General features: G+C 54.3%; 20 protein-coding genes. 8 read left to right on the top strand and 12 right to left on the bottom strand.

The features are described from left to right. Positions 1-41 precede the first annotated feature (41 nt). The 3 genes from OP494_RS03585 (at position 42) to OP494_RS03575 (ending at position 1,110) form a co-directional block, all read left to right on the top strand. The gene (locus tag OP494_RS03585; RefSeq protein WP_280539353.1) at positions 42-296 is read left to right on the top strand and encodes an AbrB/MazE/SpoVT family DNA-binding domain-containing protein; all 255 of its coding nucleotides are present in this window, start codon (positions 42-44) and stop codon (positions 294-296) included. Continuing rightward, positions 296-628, top strand: a complete 333-nt coding sequence (locus tag OP494_RS03580) for a type II toxin-antitoxin system PemK/MazF family toxin (RefSeq protein WP_280539352.1) — start codon at positions 296-298, stop codon at positions 626-628. Before OP494_RS03585 ends, OP494_RS03580 begins: the two co-directional genes overlap by 1 nt. Before the next feature lie 305 nt (positions 629-933). Then, positions 934-1,110 carry a DUF2283 domain-containing protein gene (locus OP494_RS03575; RefSeq protein WP_280539351.1) on the top strand — a complete coding sequence of 59 codons (177 nt, stop codon included), beginning with the start codon at positions 934-936 and terminating at the stop codon, positions 1,108-1,110. A 290-nt stretch (positions 1,111-1,400) separates the two neighbouring features. Here OP494_RS03575 and OP494_RS03570 read toward each other — a convergent pair whose 3' ends face one another. The 7 genes from OP494_RS03570 to OP494_RS03540 all read right to left on the bottom strand — a co-directional run bounded on the left by OP494_RS03570 (position 1,401) and on the right by OP494_RS03540 (position 9,012). Next, positions 1,401-1,628, bottom strand: coding sequence for a hypothetical protein (locus OP494_RS03570; RefSeq protein WP_280539350.1), 228 nt, complete (start codon positions 1,626-1,628; stop codon positions 1,401-1,403). Continuing rightward, entirely contained in the window at positions 1,618-2,625 is a 1,008-nt protein-coding gene (locus OP494_RS03565; RefSeq protein WP_280539349.1) for a hypothetical protein, read from the bottom strand. Before OP494_RS03565 ends, OP494_RS03570 begins: the two co-directional genes overlap by 11 nt. Positions 2,626-2,778: 153 nt before the next feature. Continuing rightward, positions 2,779-3,378 (bottom strand): adenylyl-sulfate kinase, encoded by a 600-nt coding sequence (cysC, locus tag OP494_RS03560; protein ID WP_348521692.1) that lies wholly within the window; start codon positions 3,376-3,378, stop codon positions 2,779-2,781. A gap of 22 nt (positions 3,379-3,400) precedes the next feature. After that, positions 3,401-4,228 carry a hypothetical protein gene (locus OP494_RS03555; protein WP_280539346.1) on the bottom strand — a complete coding sequence of 276 codons (828 nt, stop codon included), beginning with the start codon at positions 4,226-4,228 and terminating at the stop codon, positions 3,401-3,403. After that, on the bottom strand, positions 4,221-4,793 hold the full coding sequence (locus OP494_RS03550) for an acyltransferase (RefSeq protein ID WP_280539345.1): 573 nt from the start codon (positions 4,791-4,793) through the stop codon (positions 4,221-4,223). Before OP494_RS03550 ends, OP494_RS03555 begins: the two co-directional genes overlap by 8 nt. Before the next feature lie 15 nt (positions 4,794-4,808). Continuing rightward, complete coding sequence (locus OP494_RS03545; protein ID WP_280539343.1) at positions 4,809-7,661, bottom strand: tetratricopeptide repeat protein; 2,853 nt, start codon at positions 7,659-7,661, stop codon at positions 4,809-4,811. Between the two features lie 187 nt (positions 7,662-7,848). After that, positions 7,849-9,012: a FliC/FljB family flagellin gene (locus OP494_RS03540; RefSeq protein WP_280539342.1), complete on the bottom strand. Its 1,164-nt coding sequence runs from the start codon at positions 9,010-9,012 to the stop codon at positions 7,849-7,851. A 198-nt stretch (positions 9,013-9,210) separates the two neighbouring features. Between OP494_RS03540 and OP494_RS03535 the strand changes: the two genes are divergently transcribed. The 3 genes from OP494_RS03535 (at position 9,211) to OP494_RS03525 (ending at position 10,139) form a co-directional block, all read left to right on the top strand. Next, complete coding sequence (locus OP494_RS03535; RefSeq protein ID WP_280539340.1) at positions 9,211-9,453, top strand: DUF2835 family protein; 243 nt, start codon at positions 9,211-9,213, stop codon at positions 9,451-9,453. 82 nt (positions 9,454-9,535) lie between these two features. Then, on the top strand, positions 9,536-9,814 hold the full coding sequence (locus OP494_RS03530) for a helix-turn-helix domain-containing protein (RefSeq protein ID WP_280539339.1): 279 nt from the start codon (positions 9,536-9,538) through the stop codon (positions 9,812-9,814). After that, the gene (locus tag OP494_RS03525) at positions 9,807-10,139 is read left to right on the top strand and encodes a HipA N-terminal domain-containing protein (protein WP_280539338.1); all 333 of its coding nucleotides are present in this window, start codon (positions 9,807-9,809) and stop codon (positions 10,137-10,139) included. Before OP494_RS03530 ends, OP494_RS03525 begins: the two co-directional genes overlap by 8 nt. A 349-nt stretch (positions 10,140-10,488) precedes the next feature. On the opposite strand, the gene OP494_RS03520 is transcribed toward OP494_RS03525, so the two are convergent. Both OP494_RS03520 and OP494_RS03515 read right to left on the bottom strand, forming a co-directional pair. Further along, a complete protein-coding gene (locus OP494_RS03520) occupies positions 10,489-10,920 on the bottom strand; it encodes a type II toxin-antitoxin system YafO family toxin (protein WP_280539337.1) in 432 nt (143 codons plus the stop codon). A gap of 8 nt (positions 10,921-10,928) precedes the next feature. Further along, positions 10,929-11,468, bottom strand: coding sequence for a hypothetical protein (locus OP494_RS03515; RefSeq protein ID WP_280539336.1), 540 nt, complete (start codon positions 11,466-11,468; stop codon positions 10,929-10,931). Positions 11,469-11,707: 239 nt separating this feature from the next. Here OP494_RS03515 and OP494_RS03510 point away from each other — a divergent pair, with 239 nt between their 5' ends. Together OP494_RS03510 and OP494_RS03505 are read left to right on the top strand one after the other, a co-directional pair. Further along, complete coding sequence (locus OP494_RS03510) at positions 11,708-11,995, top strand: HigA family addiction module antitoxin (protein ID WP_217693993.1); 288 nt, start codon at positions 11,708-11,710, stop codon at positions 11,993-11,995. Positions 11,996-12,206: 211 nt separating this feature from the next. Then, the gene (locus tag OP494_RS03505; RefSeq protein WP_280539609.1) at positions 12,207-13,199 is read left to right on the top strand and encodes an adenosine deaminase; all 993 of its coding nucleotides are present in this window, start codon (positions 12,207-12,209) and stop codon (positions 13,197-13,199) included. A 23-nt stretch (positions 13,200-13,222) separates the two neighbouring features. On the opposite strand, the gene OP494_RS03500 is transcribed toward OP494_RS03505, so the two are convergent. The 3 genes from OP494_RS03500 to flgN all read right to left on the bottom strand — a co-directional run bounded on the left by OP494_RS03500 (position 13,223) and on the right by flgN (position 15,894). Next, positions 13,223-14,503 (bottom strand): type II toxin-antitoxin system HipA family toxin, encoded by a 1,281-nt coding sequence (locus tag OP494_RS03500; RefSeq protein WP_280539335.1) that lies wholly within the window; start codon positions 14,501-14,503, stop codon positions 13,223-13,225. Next, positions 14,500-14,814 carry a helix-turn-helix transcriptional regulator gene (locus tag OP494_RS03495; protein ID WP_280539334.1) on the bottom strand — a complete coding sequence of 105 codons (315 nt, stop codon included), beginning with the start codon at positions 14,812-14,814 and terminating at the stop codon, positions 14,500-14,502. Before OP494_RS03495 ends, OP494_RS03500 begins: the two co-directional genes overlap by 4 nt. Before the next feature lie 627 nt (positions 14,815-15,441). Further along, entirely contained in the window at positions 15,442-15,894 is a 453-nt protein-coding gene (gene flgN, locus OP494_RS03490) for a flagellar export chaperone FlgN (RefSeq protein ID WP_280539332.1), read from the bottom strand. Between the last annotated feature and the right edge of the window lies 1 nt (position 15,895).

Here is a 15,895-nt window from a genome sequence, read left to right as displayed (position 1 = left end):
TTAGTATAATTTGAGCGTATTGCTATGAGCAGGAGGCCTGTATGAGTACTACCAATCTTCGTCGTGTCGGCGGTTCTGTCATGATGTCAGTGCCGCGTACGCTTCTCGATCAATTGAACCTTCACGTGGGCTCTCAAGTCGAGATCGAAGTCGACCACGGACGCTTGATCGTGGAACCGGCCAAGCCGCAGTACTCCCTTGAGGAACTGCTGGCCCAGTGCGATACCACGGCTGATATGTCTGCTGGCGAACGCGAGTGGCTGGAGGCCGCCCCCGTCGGTCGTGAACTGCTGTAATGCGGCGCGGTGACATCTATCTCGTTTCGCTCAACCCCACTCGGCGTCATGAACAGCAAGGTATGCGTCCGGTGCTGATCGTGTCGCCGGACGCGTTCAATATCGCCATGGGCACGCCTTTGGTCGCGCCGATCACTAACGGTGGTGGCTTCGCCCGCTCCCGAGGCTTCACGGTGTCGCTGGCTGATGCGGGGACTACCACCACCGGCGTTGTCTTGTGCAGCCAGGTGCGTACCTTGGACATTGAGGCCCGTCAGGGACGGCGGCTGGAGAGCATTCCGCAGGAGGTTATGGATGACGTGCTGGCAAAGCTAGCGACTCTGGTTAGCTAAACCACATCGTCATGCTTCAAGATGAAGATACCGTTGCGTATTTTAAGAAGCTTGCCGAGGAAAAAGATCTCCCATGTCAGAGTCTCATTCATCGAGAAATGCTAGCCGAGTACGGCTTTTGTGGGAGGGAACTTGTTCCCGACGGGCTTGGGCAGGAGGTAAATTGCTGGCATTCGTAATGCGCGGCTATGGATCACCAAGGCGATGGAAGGGCGCAACGACAACTTGGTATGCGTCGCCGTGGTACTTGAAGACCGACTGGTCGTCAAAACCGTCATGCATCATTTTCAGTGGGAGGAATGACTATGCGCACTACGTACGATGAAGCTGACGATATCCTGGTTGTGCATCTTTCTGATAAGGCCATTGCTAAGGAAATCTCGCAGAATTGGAATACCCATGTCAGTTATGCGGAAGACGGCTCTATCGTGGAAATTGTTTTTGGACGCATCCAAGCAGGGCGCATGGCCTTTGTTGCGTAGCCATGCGGCCTGAGGTGATGGGATTATTCTATGAATCCAGGGTGGGAGAGAGCTTGTTCCCGATGGTTTTAGCCACCCTTTATCGTGACGCGTTCGAGCCCAACAGCGTTTGGATGCGTTCGCCATCACCGCTGGCTGCTTGCTACAAGTCATCCCAGCTATCCGGTGGGTTACCGTTCTCGAGCATCTTGCTGAAGACAGCATAAGCGTCGTACTGGCTGTCATAGGTGCGTTTGGTGGAATGCCGCTTATTATGCTGTAGTTTATCCCCACCCTTGAGCGCTGGAGGGTCACCGAAGCATATCTTGTACCTTTTCTGAATTGGCTTTTTGCCGATCAGTGTAAACTGATTTCATTTTATGATATTGGGTTTCGAGCTTGTTAACTTTTTTTTCGAGTGCTTTTGTTTTTTCCTGAAGGTCTTCTATTTTTTTGCCGTAGTCACATCCTGTCAATACGAGCATTGAAAAGATGGCTACTATGAGTTTTGGTAGTAGAAAATATTTTTTAGTATTCATGTTTTTCTCCCTGCCCTCTTTTCTTGTTAAGGTGTTTTGCCTTTCTAATAAAATTGCCAGTTTTATTAGGTGGTATTTTGGAAAACTTTTGACGAAGTGGTTGTGTTTTTCGCCATGCTGCTAAAATAATAGGTACGATATGTTCTTCAAAGGTTTTTTGTATGAATATTAAAGTGAGTGAGAAGCCGAATAATTTTACCATGTTCATGACAAGCGTGGAGAGATAAAAAATATAGAAGTATTGAGCTTTTTCTTGGTAGCTTATATCGAGCGCGGTCATGATCTCATTGGCCATGGCAATCTTGAAAGCGTTGATGATGACGTAAAGGTTGACGAAGAATCTTGACGCCTCGTTATCGATAGTCTTGTCGATAGAACGAGTCTCGGCATAATTTATGAAAGATGAGAAATCGATGCTGCTGCTGAGAAATGTAAATAGATCATGAGCACTTAGAATCATGGAGAGGAGTAAGTTAAGCCAAAATGCTGTCATGACGGTGGAAATAATCGATATGGCATGGCGTGAGACGGTGCCCGTGGTGTTTTCACCAACGGTTTCCTTGATAGTGCTGAAGTTGATAGCTCGAATGAAAAGGCTTGCAATGCCAACTATGATTAGCATTGACAAAAATCCATGCGACAGAGACATACCTTTTAATACCACCATGAATGCTAGTGATAGAAACGCAGCAATAATTATAGAAAAAATTAACTGACTCCATGCCTTATCTTGCGAAAGATATGATGTGAAAAAAGAATCTTTTTTGAAGTACACACTCATTGCTTTTCGACTACCCATACGCAATTCGAGTACCGAGCGGAATATCAAATAGACTGTAACGATAAAAAGGAACAGAGCTATCATATCGCTGATACCAAAGAAAAGCATGTGACATGCAGTCAAAACTCCCATGGATGCCGCGATAAAAAGCAGGTGTGTGGCGTTTCGTAGTGTAGCGGACAACGGAGCATCGTTTTTTGGAGAGCTATCATTCATAAGCATCACATCATGGGTTCATGAGATATTAGGCTGCTGCCTTATACCCCTAATCGGCAGGGGGCCTGAAAACTTGAATTCAGGAGATGGAAGAATAGGTTTGAATGTACTTCCTGAGCTTGTCGGGCTCGTCTCATGACAAGTCTGAACGTTTTACTGACCGAGGTAGCCATTGGCTTGCAAGTGGCGGATGACCTGTGCTGCTGCCTCTTCCGGTGCGATGCCATCATTCACGATATGCAGCTCGGGCGCCTCGGGTGGCTCATAGGGGGAGTCGATCCCCGTAAAGTCCTTGATTTCTCCTTCACGTGCGCGCCGATACAGGCCTTTGGGATCACGCTGCTCACAGGTGGCAAGCGGGGTATCGATGAATACTTCGACGAAGTCGCCTGCCTCCATTCGCTCCCGCACGGCATCGCGGTCGACACGAAAGGGGGAGATGAAGGCCGCCAGCGTGATCATGCCCGCATCGACGAACAGCCATGACATTTCACCGATGCGGCGAATGTTCTCGACTCTGTCCTGGTCGGAAAAACCGAGGTCCTGGTTCAAACCATGGCGCACGTTGTCGCCATCAAGCAGATACGTGCGCTTACCCATGGTATGCAGTTTTTCTTCCACCAGGCCGGCGATGGTGGATTTTCCCGAACCGCTTAGCCCCGTGAACCAAAGCAGACACGCTCTGTGACCGTTGAGTCGCTCACGGTGGGCGCGGTGGGTTTTGTGTGTGTGCCAAACTGGCATGTTTGTCATGCCGGAATACCTGTTTTATTGGTTATTTTAAATTGGCAATCTCTGATGTTATTTCGCTGGAAATAAAGCTAGAAGACAAGACTTCATCTATGAAAGGAGGGTTGAAAAAAGCCACTCTGTCGATCACCTCAAGTTCCTCCTTCAGAAGGCTGGTTTGGTGAATTTTTCTCTCCTGAGGGTTTGGGTTATGATGTTTGGAAGCTATTTCAGAGTGCGCGGCTCTGGCGGAGTCCTGGTTTTCAACCTGCAAGCCAAAATGACTGCCAATCGATATTGTAAAATCAAAGTCATGAAAGTCGTCTGCTGTGGCCCAGTGGTATCTTTTGCCCTCTTGGTCGTATATTTTTTTTGCTTCAATCTGTCTAAAATAGGAATCTAGTACTCCCCAGTAGCAGAGTTGGTAGTCCGTAAGAGTGTCGGGTGAAAAAATAGGCAGGCTACCAGGCACCCTCGGATCGGCTGAAAAGTGAGCGCCGCGCTTGGTGCGCATGGGAGTGCTACCTCGCTTGTAGAGGCTCTTTGCTGTCTCCCTGAAGTCGCGATTAAGGAATATGAGGTTAGGAAATATTCCCTGTCTCAATAGCGGGAGGAGGAATCCCTTCCCAAAAACATTGCTTGTCTCAACATAATTTGAAGAAGTTGTATGTTCAATTTCTTTGAGTTTTTTGTCCAGGAAATATAGCGCATACCTAGGATTTTCTTTTACTCTAGGAAGTGCCGTCGCATAGTTAGGCTCCGGTTCGTGAACTGAGCATGTGTCTGCGAAGATGCTGAAAGCTTCAGTTAGCATGGTAGTGCCTGTTCTACCATGTGTGACAGTGAAGATGAGGTTTTTCGTTGGTTTATTCATAAGGCGTGCCGTCAATATTCTTCACGGGGTGAGCAGGACGTCCGGCAACAATAGTATTTGGTGGTACATCGCTTGTAACCAAACTTCCGGCAGCTACAACAGCGTTTTCACCAATGATTGCTGGTCCCAAGACAGTAACACCAGAGCCGAGCCAAGCCCCTCTTTTTATAACTATATCTCGGCCACTATCGGGGACTGCCGTTAGACGTTCATGACCGGTTTTTGAATAGTCGTGAGTACCGGTAAGCAGCATGCAGCGATGACCAAAAAAGCATTCTTCCTCAATCGTTATATGTCCAGAGCGGGTGTTGGCAAGCAGGTCATTGACAGAGATCGTGGCGCGGTCTAAGTGAAGTTTGCTTTTGTCTCCCCAAATGCGTAATTGGCGCATTTCAGCCTCTGCTAAGTAGGGCATCAAAATTTTTGCTAAAGCTGCGAGCTCTTTCTTCTTTACGGTCTTTAAAAGCGATAGAAACTGACTTTCAGTTTCTTCCTTGCTATGACTCGTAGCCGAGTTGGGTGTTGGGGTTTCGCTTTCTGGCTGATCATTAATAGGCGGTAGCATAATGTCTCAATGGCTCTACAGGTTGTTCATGATTTCGTCGATTTGGCTAGCAATTGTATCGTCGGGAGATGCCAGGCTGTGATCTGGGATATGTTCTCCCGTAAAATGACTTTTTTTCGCTAGACCTTCTTCTTCTATGTAGTTTCTTGCTTTTGTGCTGTTGTTTTTTAACAAGCTTGAATAAGCCACATCTTTAACTCCATAAACCGTATGCAGCAGAAAAGCGAGTCGAGTCCGTTGATTATCAGAAAGCGCTTCCATTCGGGCGTGACTGGGCAGCAGCAGTGCATCCGCGCTTGTCAGTTCGGTGGCTTGGCGCTGCGTTTCCGGCACATCCTCTGGGAGGTGACTGCGGTGCTGAGGCTCGTGTAGTCGGTAGAAGCGGAAGCCGTTACGGCTGGCCCAGTGCTGAAGCTCCGCTAGGCTGGGTTGGCGTTCGTGCGTGGGCTGAAAGGCGACCTTCACCTGGAGCAGCAGGGTGTCTTTCAGCGCTTGGGTACTGTTGTTGAGAATCGTGGTAGCGTCGTTCAGGTCGTCCAGTACCAGCCAGTCGATGGCGGGCAGGCCTTGGATACTATCCAGCGCAACGGTATTGAGAGGTAGTTGGGTAAGTACCTGGCTGCCTTTGCGAATGGCTTCCGGCTGGTACTCATCCCCCAGAGGCGCCAGAGTGGCGCTTAGCTTGGGGTCGAGGCAGGCATGCAGTTGCCCCGGCTGGCCGTCGCCGAGTGTGGCGCTGGGATAGTAGTGCACCCCCTTGTGTTGCTTGAGCGAGGTATCCGGCGCTTGGCTGCTGGGATCGAAGGCGATGAGTTCGAGCGCGTCACGCTGAAGCAGTTGGCGTATGACTTCGCTTTCGAGCAGTTGCCCGCCGTTGTCCACGGCGATGAGTTTACCTTCGAATTGCCATTGAAACTCGGCATCTTCTTCTGGCGCTTCCGCGTAGTGGATTTCCACTGGCGCGTATTCATCCTCAAACCGGGCCTCGCCCTCCTTGTTGAAGGTGAGGGCGGTGGGGGGCTTATCGTCACAGTAACGCTGCCAGATGGCGCGCATGGCATCGGTGAAATGTTTGGCGAATCTTGGGCCGTCACACACGGGGGATTGCAACAGCACGTCGCGTAGGTGCTGGCGGATGGTGCCGAGGCTATCAAGGTCGCTGGCAAGCTCGATCACGCGGGCGCGGTATTCTTCCCAGCTATTGACCACTAGCTCCGGCATGCCGGCATGAACGAGGTGAGTGGCGCTATGCCGGCCGGCAAAGGTCGGGCCGGGGAGCGTCACCACGGGTACGCCCATGATGAACGATTCACACGTCGTCAGCCCGCCGGAGTAAGGCCAGGGGTCAAGTGAGATATCCGCGCGGTTATAGGCTTCCAGCATCTCATAATTGTTACCGGGGCCTTCGAGGATCAACCGCTCGCGAGCGATGCCCTCAGCTTCAAGTGTGGCATACAGGCGCTCGCAGAAGCTTTCGCTGGTATAAGGACGCCCCTTGAGCAACAACCGAGCATTGGGCAGCTCATGCATGATGCTCGCCCAGTGCTTGAGCGTGACATCATTGAGCTTGGTGGGGTTGTTGAAGCACGCCAGGGTAATATAGCCGTTTTGCTTGGCCGGCAGTTCGCTTAATTCAGGCAGTTTTTCGGGCGGGTCGAAGACGATGTAATCATCCGGTAGGCGAATGAGCTTCTCGGTGTAGTATCCATCTTCGCCTTCTGGCGTCTCGACATGATCGCTGATCAGGTAGTCAATAGCTTGCACACCTGTCGTATTGATCAGCCCGCCAACCCATTTGACGAGCAATGGTGCCGGCTGCATGGCAATCGCTCGCATTCTCGACCCCGTGTTATGGCCCGAGAGGTCGATAAGAATGTCGATTTCGTCGTCGCGAACCTGCTGAGCAAATTCCTCGTCGCCAAGGTGGCGAATGGGCTGCCAATGCTGCGCACAGTGCTGAATACGCTTAGTGGTGCCATCGACTGCATCGCTTGTGGTATAGCAATAAAGCTCGAATTGCCCCTGCGAAAGGTACTCCAAGCAGCGGGTAATCATCTTGCCTACGGGGTGCTTGCGAAAGCCGTCTGATAGCAGGCCAAGACGTAATTTTTGGGCAGTAGCTGCATTGGGGCGTTCTGGTCGTAATGGTACAAGGTGGCTAGCTGGCGTGAAGCGTGCTTCCCAGGATTTGGCAAATGCCATGAGCTCTTCCCGAGTTACGTTGGGATCATAGTGCAAAGCCGTTAGGTGGTTGGAGTAGGGAGTAGGGTGGTGGCTTACCTTGTACGCCTGCTCATAATAGGTGTAAGACTCATTGAGACGCCTCAGGTCTCTCAGCATGTTGCCGGCATTGTTCCAAGACGAGAAATCTTGCGGTACCAGCTTCGTTAGGTGACAGTAAAGGTCAAACGCTTCTTCGTAGCGGTAGAGATTACTAAGGGCACTCGCCAGCGTGTCTATCGTGGGAATGTCTTGGGGGGATATCTCATAGGCCTGTTGTGCATATTCCAGGCCTTTCTGAAACTCGCCGCGATCAATATGAAGCTTGGCTAACGTCACAAGCCCGATCACTAACTGCGGGCGTTGCGATAATGCGTCATGTAAATAATCAAGTACGTCTTGTGTGCGGTTTTGTTTATATGCGACATGCCCAAGCCATGCTTTTTGCTCGGCGTTGTCTGGTCGCAAGCTTTGTGCCTGTTCAAGTGCCTCTCTGGCGTTCTGCCAGTCTTTCTGCCCGACCAATAGCTGCCCCAGTGTTAGCCAGGCACCAGGGTCCGAGGGAGCACGCTGGGTTTGCTTGCGAGCCTGCGCCAGGGTGGGCGTGTCATTCGTGCTTGCGTGACGGCGATTGCGTTTTTTGGACATAGGGATCGCATGATGAGGTGGTTAATGCAATCACTATAAAGTGCTGTGGCGATCTCAAAGGTGAGAAAAGCTCGCTGGGGAGTGGACTTTTATGGCTTTTGTGGTGGGTAGGTTGAAAAACTGAAAAAGCGGGCCCGAGTGGGCCCGCTTCGTTGTTGCTGCGCAAGCTGTCGCTAGGGACTGGTGGTTAGCCCAGCAGTGACAGGGCGTTCTGCGGCAACTGGTTGGCCTGAGACAGAACGGAAGTGCCGGCCTGCTGCAGGATCTGGTTACGCGTCATGTTGGAGACTTCATCTGCGTAGTCGGCATCTTCGATGCGCGAGCGAGCGGAGGTGAGGTTAGTCTCGGTGGTGCTCAGGTTGGTGATGGCGGAGTCAAAGCGGTTCTGCAAGGCACCCAATTCGGAGCGCTGGCTATCGACTTTGCCAATGGCAGAGTCGAGTGAAGCAAGCGGCGAGTCGTCGATAGTGGAGGCATCTTCTGTGACGTAGTTAGCGGGTTCGGCATCGTCCGCTACGGTATAGCTAACTGTGGCTGCGTTAGAGCCGTCACCTTCCGTCGCCGTTAGCTCAGCCGCGTAGTAATTGGTTTCGCCGCCATTCTCGTTTTTGATGTAGGCATTGCCATCTGCATCGCTGACGATTGAGTTAGTTCCATTCTCAACTGGTGTACCAGTAACGTCCGCAGCAATACCAATGGCGCCGGTACCAACTTCCGTAGCGCCAGATGCAGTGGATGGCGAAGCACTAGCGGTGAATTCAGTACCATCAACGGTAATGGTGTCGCCCGCCGCGAGGGTTTGTCCACCGGCAGTTGCAGCAACAGCATTGACGTTGAAGTCACCCAGCCCCAGCGTCTCGGAGCTGATTTCTTGCAGGTTCATGCTGATGGTCTGGCCATCTTCAGAACCCACCTGAATGGACAGTTCCTGATCGCTGGCGAGGACGTCGACGCCATTGAAGCTGGTCTCCTCGGAGATGCGATCGATTTCGCTCAGGCGCTGATTGATTTCGTCCTGAATGGAGTTCAAATCTTCCTGGCTGTTGGTGCCGTTTTCGGCTTGAACGGTCAGTTCACGCACGCGCTGAAGGTTGTCGTTGACCTGGTTCAGGGCGCCTTCGGTGGTCTGGGCGACGGAGATACCGTCGTTGGCGTTGCTCTGTGCCTGGCTGAGGCCGTTGATCTGGCTGCTCATGCGGTTGGCGATGGCCTGACCGGCAGCATCGTCGGCGGCGCTGTTGATGCGCAGGCCTGAAGACAGACGCTCCATGGAGGTGGACAGCGCGTTCTGTGACTGGCTCAGGTTCTGCTGGCCGATCATGGCCGTGATGTTCGTATTGATCACTGACATGTGATGTTCCTTCCTCTCTGTTTGGGCTCCATTGGCCTGCCGTCGGTAATTCCGGGGCGTGCCACAACGGCGCCGTTGGCCGTTACCTCATTTATCGGCGCAGGGGAGATTTGCTTTAGGGGTGAATTGCAAATTTTTTCAGGCGCCGTGGCTGGGTATACTTGGCGCCTCTTCATTCACCCGGAGCTTGCGCTCGCCATGCCGTCGCTGGATATCATGCTCGACCTTTCCCTTGAGACGTGTCGCTACCATTACGAAGGCGCCATGCAAACCGTGATCGCTACCAGCGTGGATGGGCGCCGGGTGAGCTTTCCCGCCACGGCACTGTGCCGCATCGTTACGCCGGATGGCGCACACGGCGTGTTTAGGTTGACGTTCAGTGAGGAGGGCAAGTTCATGTCGATGGTGGCGGTAAGACGTTGGGAGGCGAGTGATACATAAGCAAAATTATGGATATGATAGTATCCATAAAGGCGCTATTTGTGCCACTATGGATACTATTGGGTCTTTTATGGGGTAGCTTATGCGATTGTCGCTGAGCACGGCGGCGGACGTGCAAGAAGAGCTGGCACAGGCTGTGCGCGCCCGCCGCCGGGCACTTAAATGGTCTCGCCAGCGTCTGGCGGAAAAAAGCGGCGTGCCGGCCCCCACGATCAAGAAATTCGAAACCACCGGGCAGATTTCACTGCGTCAATTCTTGTTGCTTTGGCAGTGTGTGGATCGCTTGGAGCGTGTCTCTACACTAGCTGAGGCGCCGTCACAAACGCCTCGCAGCATCGAAGAGGTGCTTTCCGATGAGTGAGCTTCAGCCCGTACGGCAACTGGAGGTCGTTCGCCGCTTGCAACGGGGCGGTGAATGTCGAGTCGGCATGCTGGCCCAGAACAGCAAGGGCGTGTTCTTTCAGTACGATGCTGCGTACATCGAGCACTACCACAGTCTGTCGCCTTTTCAATTGCCTTTCGATACGCAGCTGCATCCGGCGCCAGCGTCTCCCCATCATGGCATTCACGGTCTTTTCGCGGATTCCCTGCCTGATGGGTGGGGGTTGATGCTCATGGATCGCGTTTTCCGTCAACATTGCATAGCTCCAAGGCAAGTGACGGCGATGGATCGCCTGGCCTGCTGAACTGCCAATTCATGGCAACCTCACCGAACCAAGTCTGGTTGGTGGATAATACCGCGATCTGGACGTTGTAAGGCTGACTCTATCGGGCAGCGGTTCTGGATATCCACGACCGCCAACTCGTGGGCTGGGCCATCGCTGTCTCAAGCTCTACATCGTGCGCGAACTCTACCCACTGATCATCAAGGATTTACAGGCTACCGATGTTGCGCCTTGACATAGGAGCGTCAACGCCGTCATGGAGCGCTTCTTCGGCTTACTGAAGGGCGAGTGGCTGGCAGATCAGCGATACTGGACGCGCGAGTCGGCACGGCGACAGGTAGAGCCGGCCACCTTCGCCCAGCTAACTATCTTAAAATTCCTGGGCGATGTAGCCGAGTTGCTTCATTACCTCGGTGTCGCGCGCCAGCGCATGAGCATCGGGTTGGAGTAGCGCCACGATCAAAAATCGGTGCTCGTAAAACTCGTGGCGAACATACACCAAAAACACGTCGTTCTCAGGGTCGCCTAGTGGGTTTTTTCGGTCTTGTTGGCACCGGTTGACATCGAACGTGCTCGGCGGCAGGCAGATGTGCAGATGCCTCAGTTTTGCCCGTTGTGCCAGGTATGGTTCGTTGAAGATCGAGTCACGACCGAACGTTTCTGGCAAGTAGGCGGTTTCAGACGAAACGTAAGTGTAGAAGCTATTCAGAATATCCTGCTGAAGGGAAGGATACCTTTCCGACAAGTCACTCAATGCCCGATCAAAGAGGGGGTGCGTGTCGATCTGAGCGGACTTGTGCATGCCGGATTCTATCCGCACTTTTCTCGGAGAAGCCGGGTGTTGACGCGTGCAAGCTCTCGCAGCCCTTCCGGATCTGTCGTGGAAGGCACGCTGGACTGTGCCCCTGGCGTCTTTTGCCGAATCAGGTTTACTACGAGGCTGGCATTGGAGCGAGCTTTTGCTGTCGCGCGGCGCAATGGCATCATAATGTCGCGAATAATTTGGTGCTCAGCCATGCCCCTGTCCATCTCGGCCTCGCTTTCGCGCATTTCGTCGAGCATTCTTTGAAAGGGCGCTGAACTTGGGGGGATACCGGAGACCTCGGTTTCTAGAATCCGGTAGGTGGCCCACAGCAATTCAGCCAGCTCGAGAGAGTCTTTGCGTGTTTCCTCGCATACAGCGCGTAACTTGGCGACTGCCGATTGAGTATCGGCAGTCGCCGGTTGGTGAGAAAGCGCATCGGTTGCACGCAGAGCGTTGCCCAACCCCATCGCTGTGGCGTAAGCCGATGCCATCACCTCGAAATCGGGCTGCTTGGGCGGTGTGTGTTGCTGAAAATCCATCATCATGTGTGGATCCTCCGGGAGGAAGCCTCATTCTATGTGGTGCCATTCATTCTGACACCGAGTCGCTATTCTAGTTCTGTCATGACACAACGTCTATGGGGCACAGGTCTCTCGGATGCTGAGGGATTCGGGTTAAGCGGTAGAACGCCTTGTGTCTTCGGTGTGCGTCGTGATGCGCAGCCCCGGAAAAAAGGCGATGATGCCTGATACTAACGGCTGTAACTGAACATGAGGTTTATGCCATGTCGATGAAGAACCCTCCGCATCCGGGTAGGATGCTGCGGCGTCGTATCGTTCCGGCCCTGAATATGAGTGTGACCGAGTTAGCGGAAAAGTTAGGCATGTCTCGCAACTCGGTGTCTCGAGTATTGAACGAGCACGCTGCCATTTCTCCAGATTTCGCCGTTCGCCTTGAGTCTGGCGGGATCGGTGAGGCGGCGCATTGGCTGCGGATGCAGGCTGCTCACGATCTTGCCGAGGCGAAAGCGAAAGAAAAAAACCACATAGAAAGATTCGCTCAGACCGCGTAAGTCGCGGGATAGGCGTGAAGCTAGACATTTAAGCGGTCTTGCCAACGCCTAGGCGAGTGTCGTCTGTCGGCTTTTAGCAGAGCGTCGTTTCCAGATGATGAGGTGCCGTTAGCCATGAATGGTGTCATTGGCATCCGACTAGCCCTTGATGCATCCTTGACCGAACGGACAGCATAAGGTGAGAGACGCGATGACGACGAGCGAGACGGCGATGACGACGTGGCTACGAGCGCTTCCCAAGGCGGAACTGCATCTGCATATCGAGGGGACGCTGGAGCCGGAGCTGATGTTCGCCCTGGCGGCGCGTAATGGTGTGACGCTGCCGTACGACTCGGTGGAGGCGGTGCGCGCGGCGTACGATTTCGAGGACCTGCCGTCGTTCCTCGGTTTGTATTACCAGGGCATGGGCGTGTTGCATACGCAGGACGATTTCTATGATCTGGCGATGGCGTATTTCGCCCGTGCCCGGGAAGATGGCGTGGTGCATGTCGAGCTGTCGTTCGATCCGCAGGCGCATTTGGTGCGTGGCGTGCCGCTCGAGGCGCCGTTCGAGGGGCTGCTGGCCGCATGTCGTGAGGCGCGTTCGCGCTACGATATTTCCTCGGCGCTGATCATGAGCTTTCTGCGAGATCGTGACCCCGCCGAAGCGCTGGAGGTGTTCGAGCAGGCGACCCCTTGGCACGCGATGATCGACGCGGTGGGCCTGGATAGTGCCGAGCGTGATCATCCGCCGGGGCGTTTCGCTGAAGTGTTCGCACGAGCGCGTGCGACCGGCATTCCCGGCGTAGCGCATGCCGGAGAAGAAGGGCCTGCCGCTTATATCCGCGAAGCCTGGGAAGCGCTCGAGGTATGCCGGATCGATCACGGCGTGCGTTGCTTGGAAGATCCCGAACTGGTCGCGCGGTTGTGCGAGGCCCGCATACCGCTGACGGTGTGCCCGCTGTCCAACGTCAAGCTCAAGGTAACCGACACGCTAGCCGAACATCCGCTGCCCGCTCTGCGCGAGGCGGGGCTCAACGTGACCCTCAACTCGGACGACCCTGCCTATTTCGGCGGCGGCATGCTGGATAATTACGTCGCCTGTCACGAGGCCTTTGACTGGACGCGAGACGACTTCATCGATATGACGCGCAACGCTTTGCAAGCTGCTTTCATGGCTGAAGAAAGGCGCGAGGCACTGCTGGCAATGTTGCAAAAGATGTAGCGGCAGGGATGCGCTTAAGGTAGTTAAGGTAGAGGGCACTCCCGAAGTGCCTCAAGCCCCCAGCTATGGGGCAGCCGGCGCCAATGAACGATCAACTTGCGCTTGTGTCCGGGGTGCATCGGTGCGTCTTGAAGAAGCTCGGGCCATGTTTCCCGAACACGTTGTAGCGTGTCGTCGAGCGCGATGCGGATGCCGTGCCAGGGAACGCCGATATGTTGGCTCCAGGCGCGGAAATCATCCCAGTCGAGGCGGTACCAGTTTTTCTGGCCATTGAGGTTGAGCGCGATTTCTTGCTCGTTGTCGATATACGCCTGTGTGAAAACGATATCGTAGGCAGGCGCTAGCACCGGCAAGTCGTCATCCGGGTATAGAAAGCTCCAGTTCTTGAGATGCGCATCGCCGTTGGCAAGCAGCAGGTTGATGAGCAGGCGGCGGGCGAGTTCCTGGGCGCTGCGCAAACCATCCTGAGTGAAGCGCGTGAATAGCTTGCCAAGTGTTTCGTAATTCGCGCCGGTGTATTTTTCGTGCGGATATTGCGCCAGCACCTGGGCCATGTCCTCAGCATGTATCCGATGTGCCGACTGCCGGTCGTAACGTCGAATCGCGTAGGCCCACTGTTCATTGGGAAGAGGCAGGTCGGGCAGCGCCTTGAGGGCCGAGAGGGGCACCAGCCGTATTTCGGGTACTTCGACGCCTGCGGCTTCGGCCAGGCGCATCGCGGTATATTCATTGGCGGGGACGCTGCGATGGCGCGTGGAGGGTGTCTTGATAATCCAGTCGCCTAGCGTGTCGTGTCGGCCGAGTTGAAATGCTCCCTCGCGTTCGTACATCGAAAACTTCATCTGCACGCCTGCCAGCGAAAACCCTTGCCCGTGGGGAACTGAACGAGGGATAGGGGTGACGCTGGTGCGATATTCGAGCACGTGGGCGGGGACTTCGTTGGCGGGCAGAGGTGTGGCTATGATGGCCCCCGGCAAGTCATGGCCGAGCTGGGCGATAAGGGGAAACTCGTTGTCGGTATGAATCTTCAAGGAACGTGCAAGCCAGTCGCGTAACGTCCCTTCGGGCAGCATGTTGGAAAAGAAGGGATGCAACCGTTGGCGCCGTATCCATGGGGATATCATGAGACGGTCGGCATGGGGGAAGTCGGGATGCGTTGTCAGTGTCAGGGTGGGGCGCTGGGGATCCTCGCGAAATGCTGTATCGAAGATCATGACGTTACGCCCCCCTTGATAGCCGACTAGGTGGCCGACGCGCGTACCATGCAAGCTGATTTCAAGCACTGAGACAGATTCGGTCTTCATGAGTCGTGCCCGTGTGACGAGGTGTCGTGATCGTCAAGCAGGCCTTGCCAGGGGTCGGCATCGAGAGGGGGCTCGGCAACACCGCGCTGGCCTTCAAGCACGGCTTTGACGGCGTAGAGTTTATCCTGAGGAATGAGCATCAGCTCGGCATTGAGGCCGGCGGCGACGAGGCTGAGGGAATCCAAGCGTGGATTGCCGCCGGCTTCTAGCCGTTGATATTGCTGGCGAGGCATACCGATGCGTGACCGCATGTCGGCCTGCGTGAGTCCTAGCGCTTGGCGCCGATGCTTGATTTGGTCGTGTAATGACATGATCGCTTGGCAACTCATGAGTTTCTTTAAAGGCAATATAGAAACATATTTGTTGCTATGCAAGCCAAAAAGCAACATAAACGTTGCATTTAATTTCTAATGACAAGCGCTTTTAATGAAAAAAGCCCCATCCAGACGGATGGGGCGAAGCTTTGTACGCAGAGACTCAACTGGGGATGCAGCGTAGTCTCGAGGCGTATTCTATCCTGCTGGCCCGGTGGCCTTAGCGATGAATTGGTGCCATTAACCTACGTTAATCTTTGTGCTTGTGCAGGCTGTACCGATGCAGACAGCGCGTCGGCGGCTTGGGCGGGCGTCGTTGGCAATGAACGAGGCGCTCGGGGCCGTAATGATAATGCCGGGGTCTGCGCGCTTGGGTCTGTGGCGGTGCGTCGTCATGCAGAGCAAGGCGGATCAATAGCAGGCTGAGAGCAACGGCGATAAGGTCCATGGCATGAATTCCCCTAGGGCGTCGAGCATGCCATCAGTATGGTTCATTTCGGTAGGTTTCTCATGCCTGTACGCAAGGCGAGGGGAGAGGCTGTAAGGGGAGAAGGTGTAATAGTGCTTGGTGAAAACGGTGCTTGGCAAAAGCAGAGCCTGCAAGGGGCTAAGTCGGTGCGCTTACTATACTCGCGAGCTGATGCGATTGAGCCCTTTGTGCCGTGAGCGTCCGTCGGCTTCGTACATCGTGCTGCCGGCGGCTTCCTTCAGGAAGTTGAGCATGCGCTGGTTCTGTTCCATACGGTTCATGGCCAGCAGACCGTTGATGCGGTTGAGCTGACGCGCCTCTTCACCGGAACTGCGCAGCTGTTGCCAACTATCTTGTCGCTCTGCCTCGGTAGCGGCGCGCTCGGCACTTTGGCGGCTTTCGCCGTGGCCTTGTTCATGCAGAAGGCGGCGGCGTTCGGTGTCGAGCGTTTCCAGTTCGGTGGCGACCTGGGACTTCGCCTCGGCGAGGCGTTCCAGCTCGGGGCCATCGACCTCGCCCTGGGACAAGGATTGCCGCTCCTCGCGCAGCAAGGTGACGAAGCGCTGCATGGCGTCGAGTTGGCGATCCAAGGTTTCGGCGAGCGACATA

Origin of the sequence: Chromohalobacter sp. 11-W, assembly GCF_029889905.1 — a bacterium.
In the GTDB taxonomy this organism is placed as follows: Bacteria; Pseudomonadota; Gammaproteobacteria; order Pseudomonadales; family Halomonadaceae; genus Chromohalobacter.
The sequence above is the reverse complement of the archived record's forward strand: the minus strand, read 5'-3'. Positions and strand labels throughout refer to the sequence as shown.

What these genes read in the sequence shown, in the direction of transcription:
- OP494_RS03520 (WP_280539337.1), bottom strand. Translation starts at nt 10,920, where the DNA reads ATGCACAAGTCCGCTCAGATCGACACGCACCCCCTCTTTGATCGGGCA.
- OP494_RS03565 (WP_280539349.1), bottom strand. Translation starts at nt 2,625, where the DNA reads ATGAATGATAGCTCTCCAAAAAACGATGCTCCGTTGTCCGCTACACTA.
- flgN (WP_280539332.1), bottom strand. Translation starts at nt 15,894, where the DNA reads ATGTCGCTCGCCGAAACCTTGGATCGCCAACTCGACGCCATGCAGCGC.
- OP494_RS03580 (WP_280539352.1), top strand. Translation starts at nt 296, where the DNA reads ATGCGGCGCGGTGACATCTATCTCGTTTCGCTCAACCCCACTCGGCGT.
- cysC (WP_348521692.1), bottom strand. Translation starts at nt 3,378, where the DNA reads ATGACAAACATGCCAGTTTGGCACACACACAAAACCCACCGCGCCCAC.
- OP494_RS03585 (WP_280539353.1), top strand. Translation starts at nt 42, where the DNA reads ATGAGTACTACCAATCTTCGTCGTGTCGGCGGTTCTGTCATGATGTCA.
- OP494_RS03535 (WP_280539340.1), top strand. Translation starts at nt 9,211, where the DNA reads ATGCCGTCGCTGGATATCATGCTCGACCTTTCCCTTGAGACGTGTCGC.
- OP494_RS03550 (WP_280539345.1), bottom strand. Translation starts at nt 4,793, where the DNA reads ATGCTACCGCCTATTAATGATCAGCCAGAAAGCGAAACCCCAACACCC.
- OP494_RS03525 (WP_280539338.1), top strand. Translation starts at nt 9,807, where the DNA reads ATGAGTGAGCTTCAGCCCGTACGGCAACTGGAGGTCGTTCGCCGCTTG.
- OP494_RS03500 (WP_280539335.1), bottom strand. Translation starts at nt 14,503, where the DNA reads ATGAAGACCGAATCTGTCTCAGTGCTTGAAATCAGCTTGCATGGTACG.
- OP494_RS03575 (WP_280539351.1), top strand. Translation starts at nt 934, where the DNA reads ATGCGCACTACGTACGATGAAGCTGACGATATCCTGGTTGTGCATCTT.
- OP494_RS03545 (WP_280539343.1), bottom strand. Translation starts at nt 7,661, where the DNA reads ATGTCCAAAAAACGCAATCGCCGTCACGCAAGCACGAATGACACGCCC.
- OP494_RS03510 (WP_217693993.1), top strand. Translation starts at nt 11,708, where the DNA reads ATGTCGATGAAGAACCCTCCGCATCCGGGTAGGATGCTGCGGCGTCGT.
- OP494_RS03570 (WP_280539350.1), bottom strand. Translation starts at nt 1,628, where the DNA reads ATGAATACTAAAAAATATTTTCTACTACCAAAACTCATAGTAGCCATC.
- OP494_RS03515 (WP_280539336.1), bottom strand. Translation starts at nt 11,468, where the DNA reads ATGATGATGGATTTTCAGCAACACACACCGCCCAAGCAGCCCGATTTC.
- OP494_RS03555 (WP_280539346.1), bottom strand. Translation starts at nt 4,228, where the DNA reads ATGAATAAACCAACGAAAAACCTCATCTTCACTGTCACACATGGTAGA.
- OP494_RS03540 (WP_280539342.1), bottom strand. Translation starts at nt 9,012, where the DNA reads ATGTCAGTGATCAATACGAACATCACGGCCATGATCGGCCAGCAGAAC.
- OP494_RS03505 (WP_280539609.1), top strand. Translation starts at nt 12,207, where the DNA reads ATGACGACGTGGCTACGAGCGCTTCCCAAGGCGGAACTGCATCTGCAT.
- OP494_RS03530 (WP_280539339.1), top strand. Translation starts at nt 9,536, where the DNA reads ATGCGATTGTCGCTGAGCACGGCGGCGGACGTGCAAGAAGAGCTGGCA.
- OP494_RS03495 (WP_280539334.1), bottom strand. Translation starts at nt 14,814, where the DNA reads ATGTCATTACACGACCAAATCAAGCATCGGCGCCAAGCGCTAGGACTC.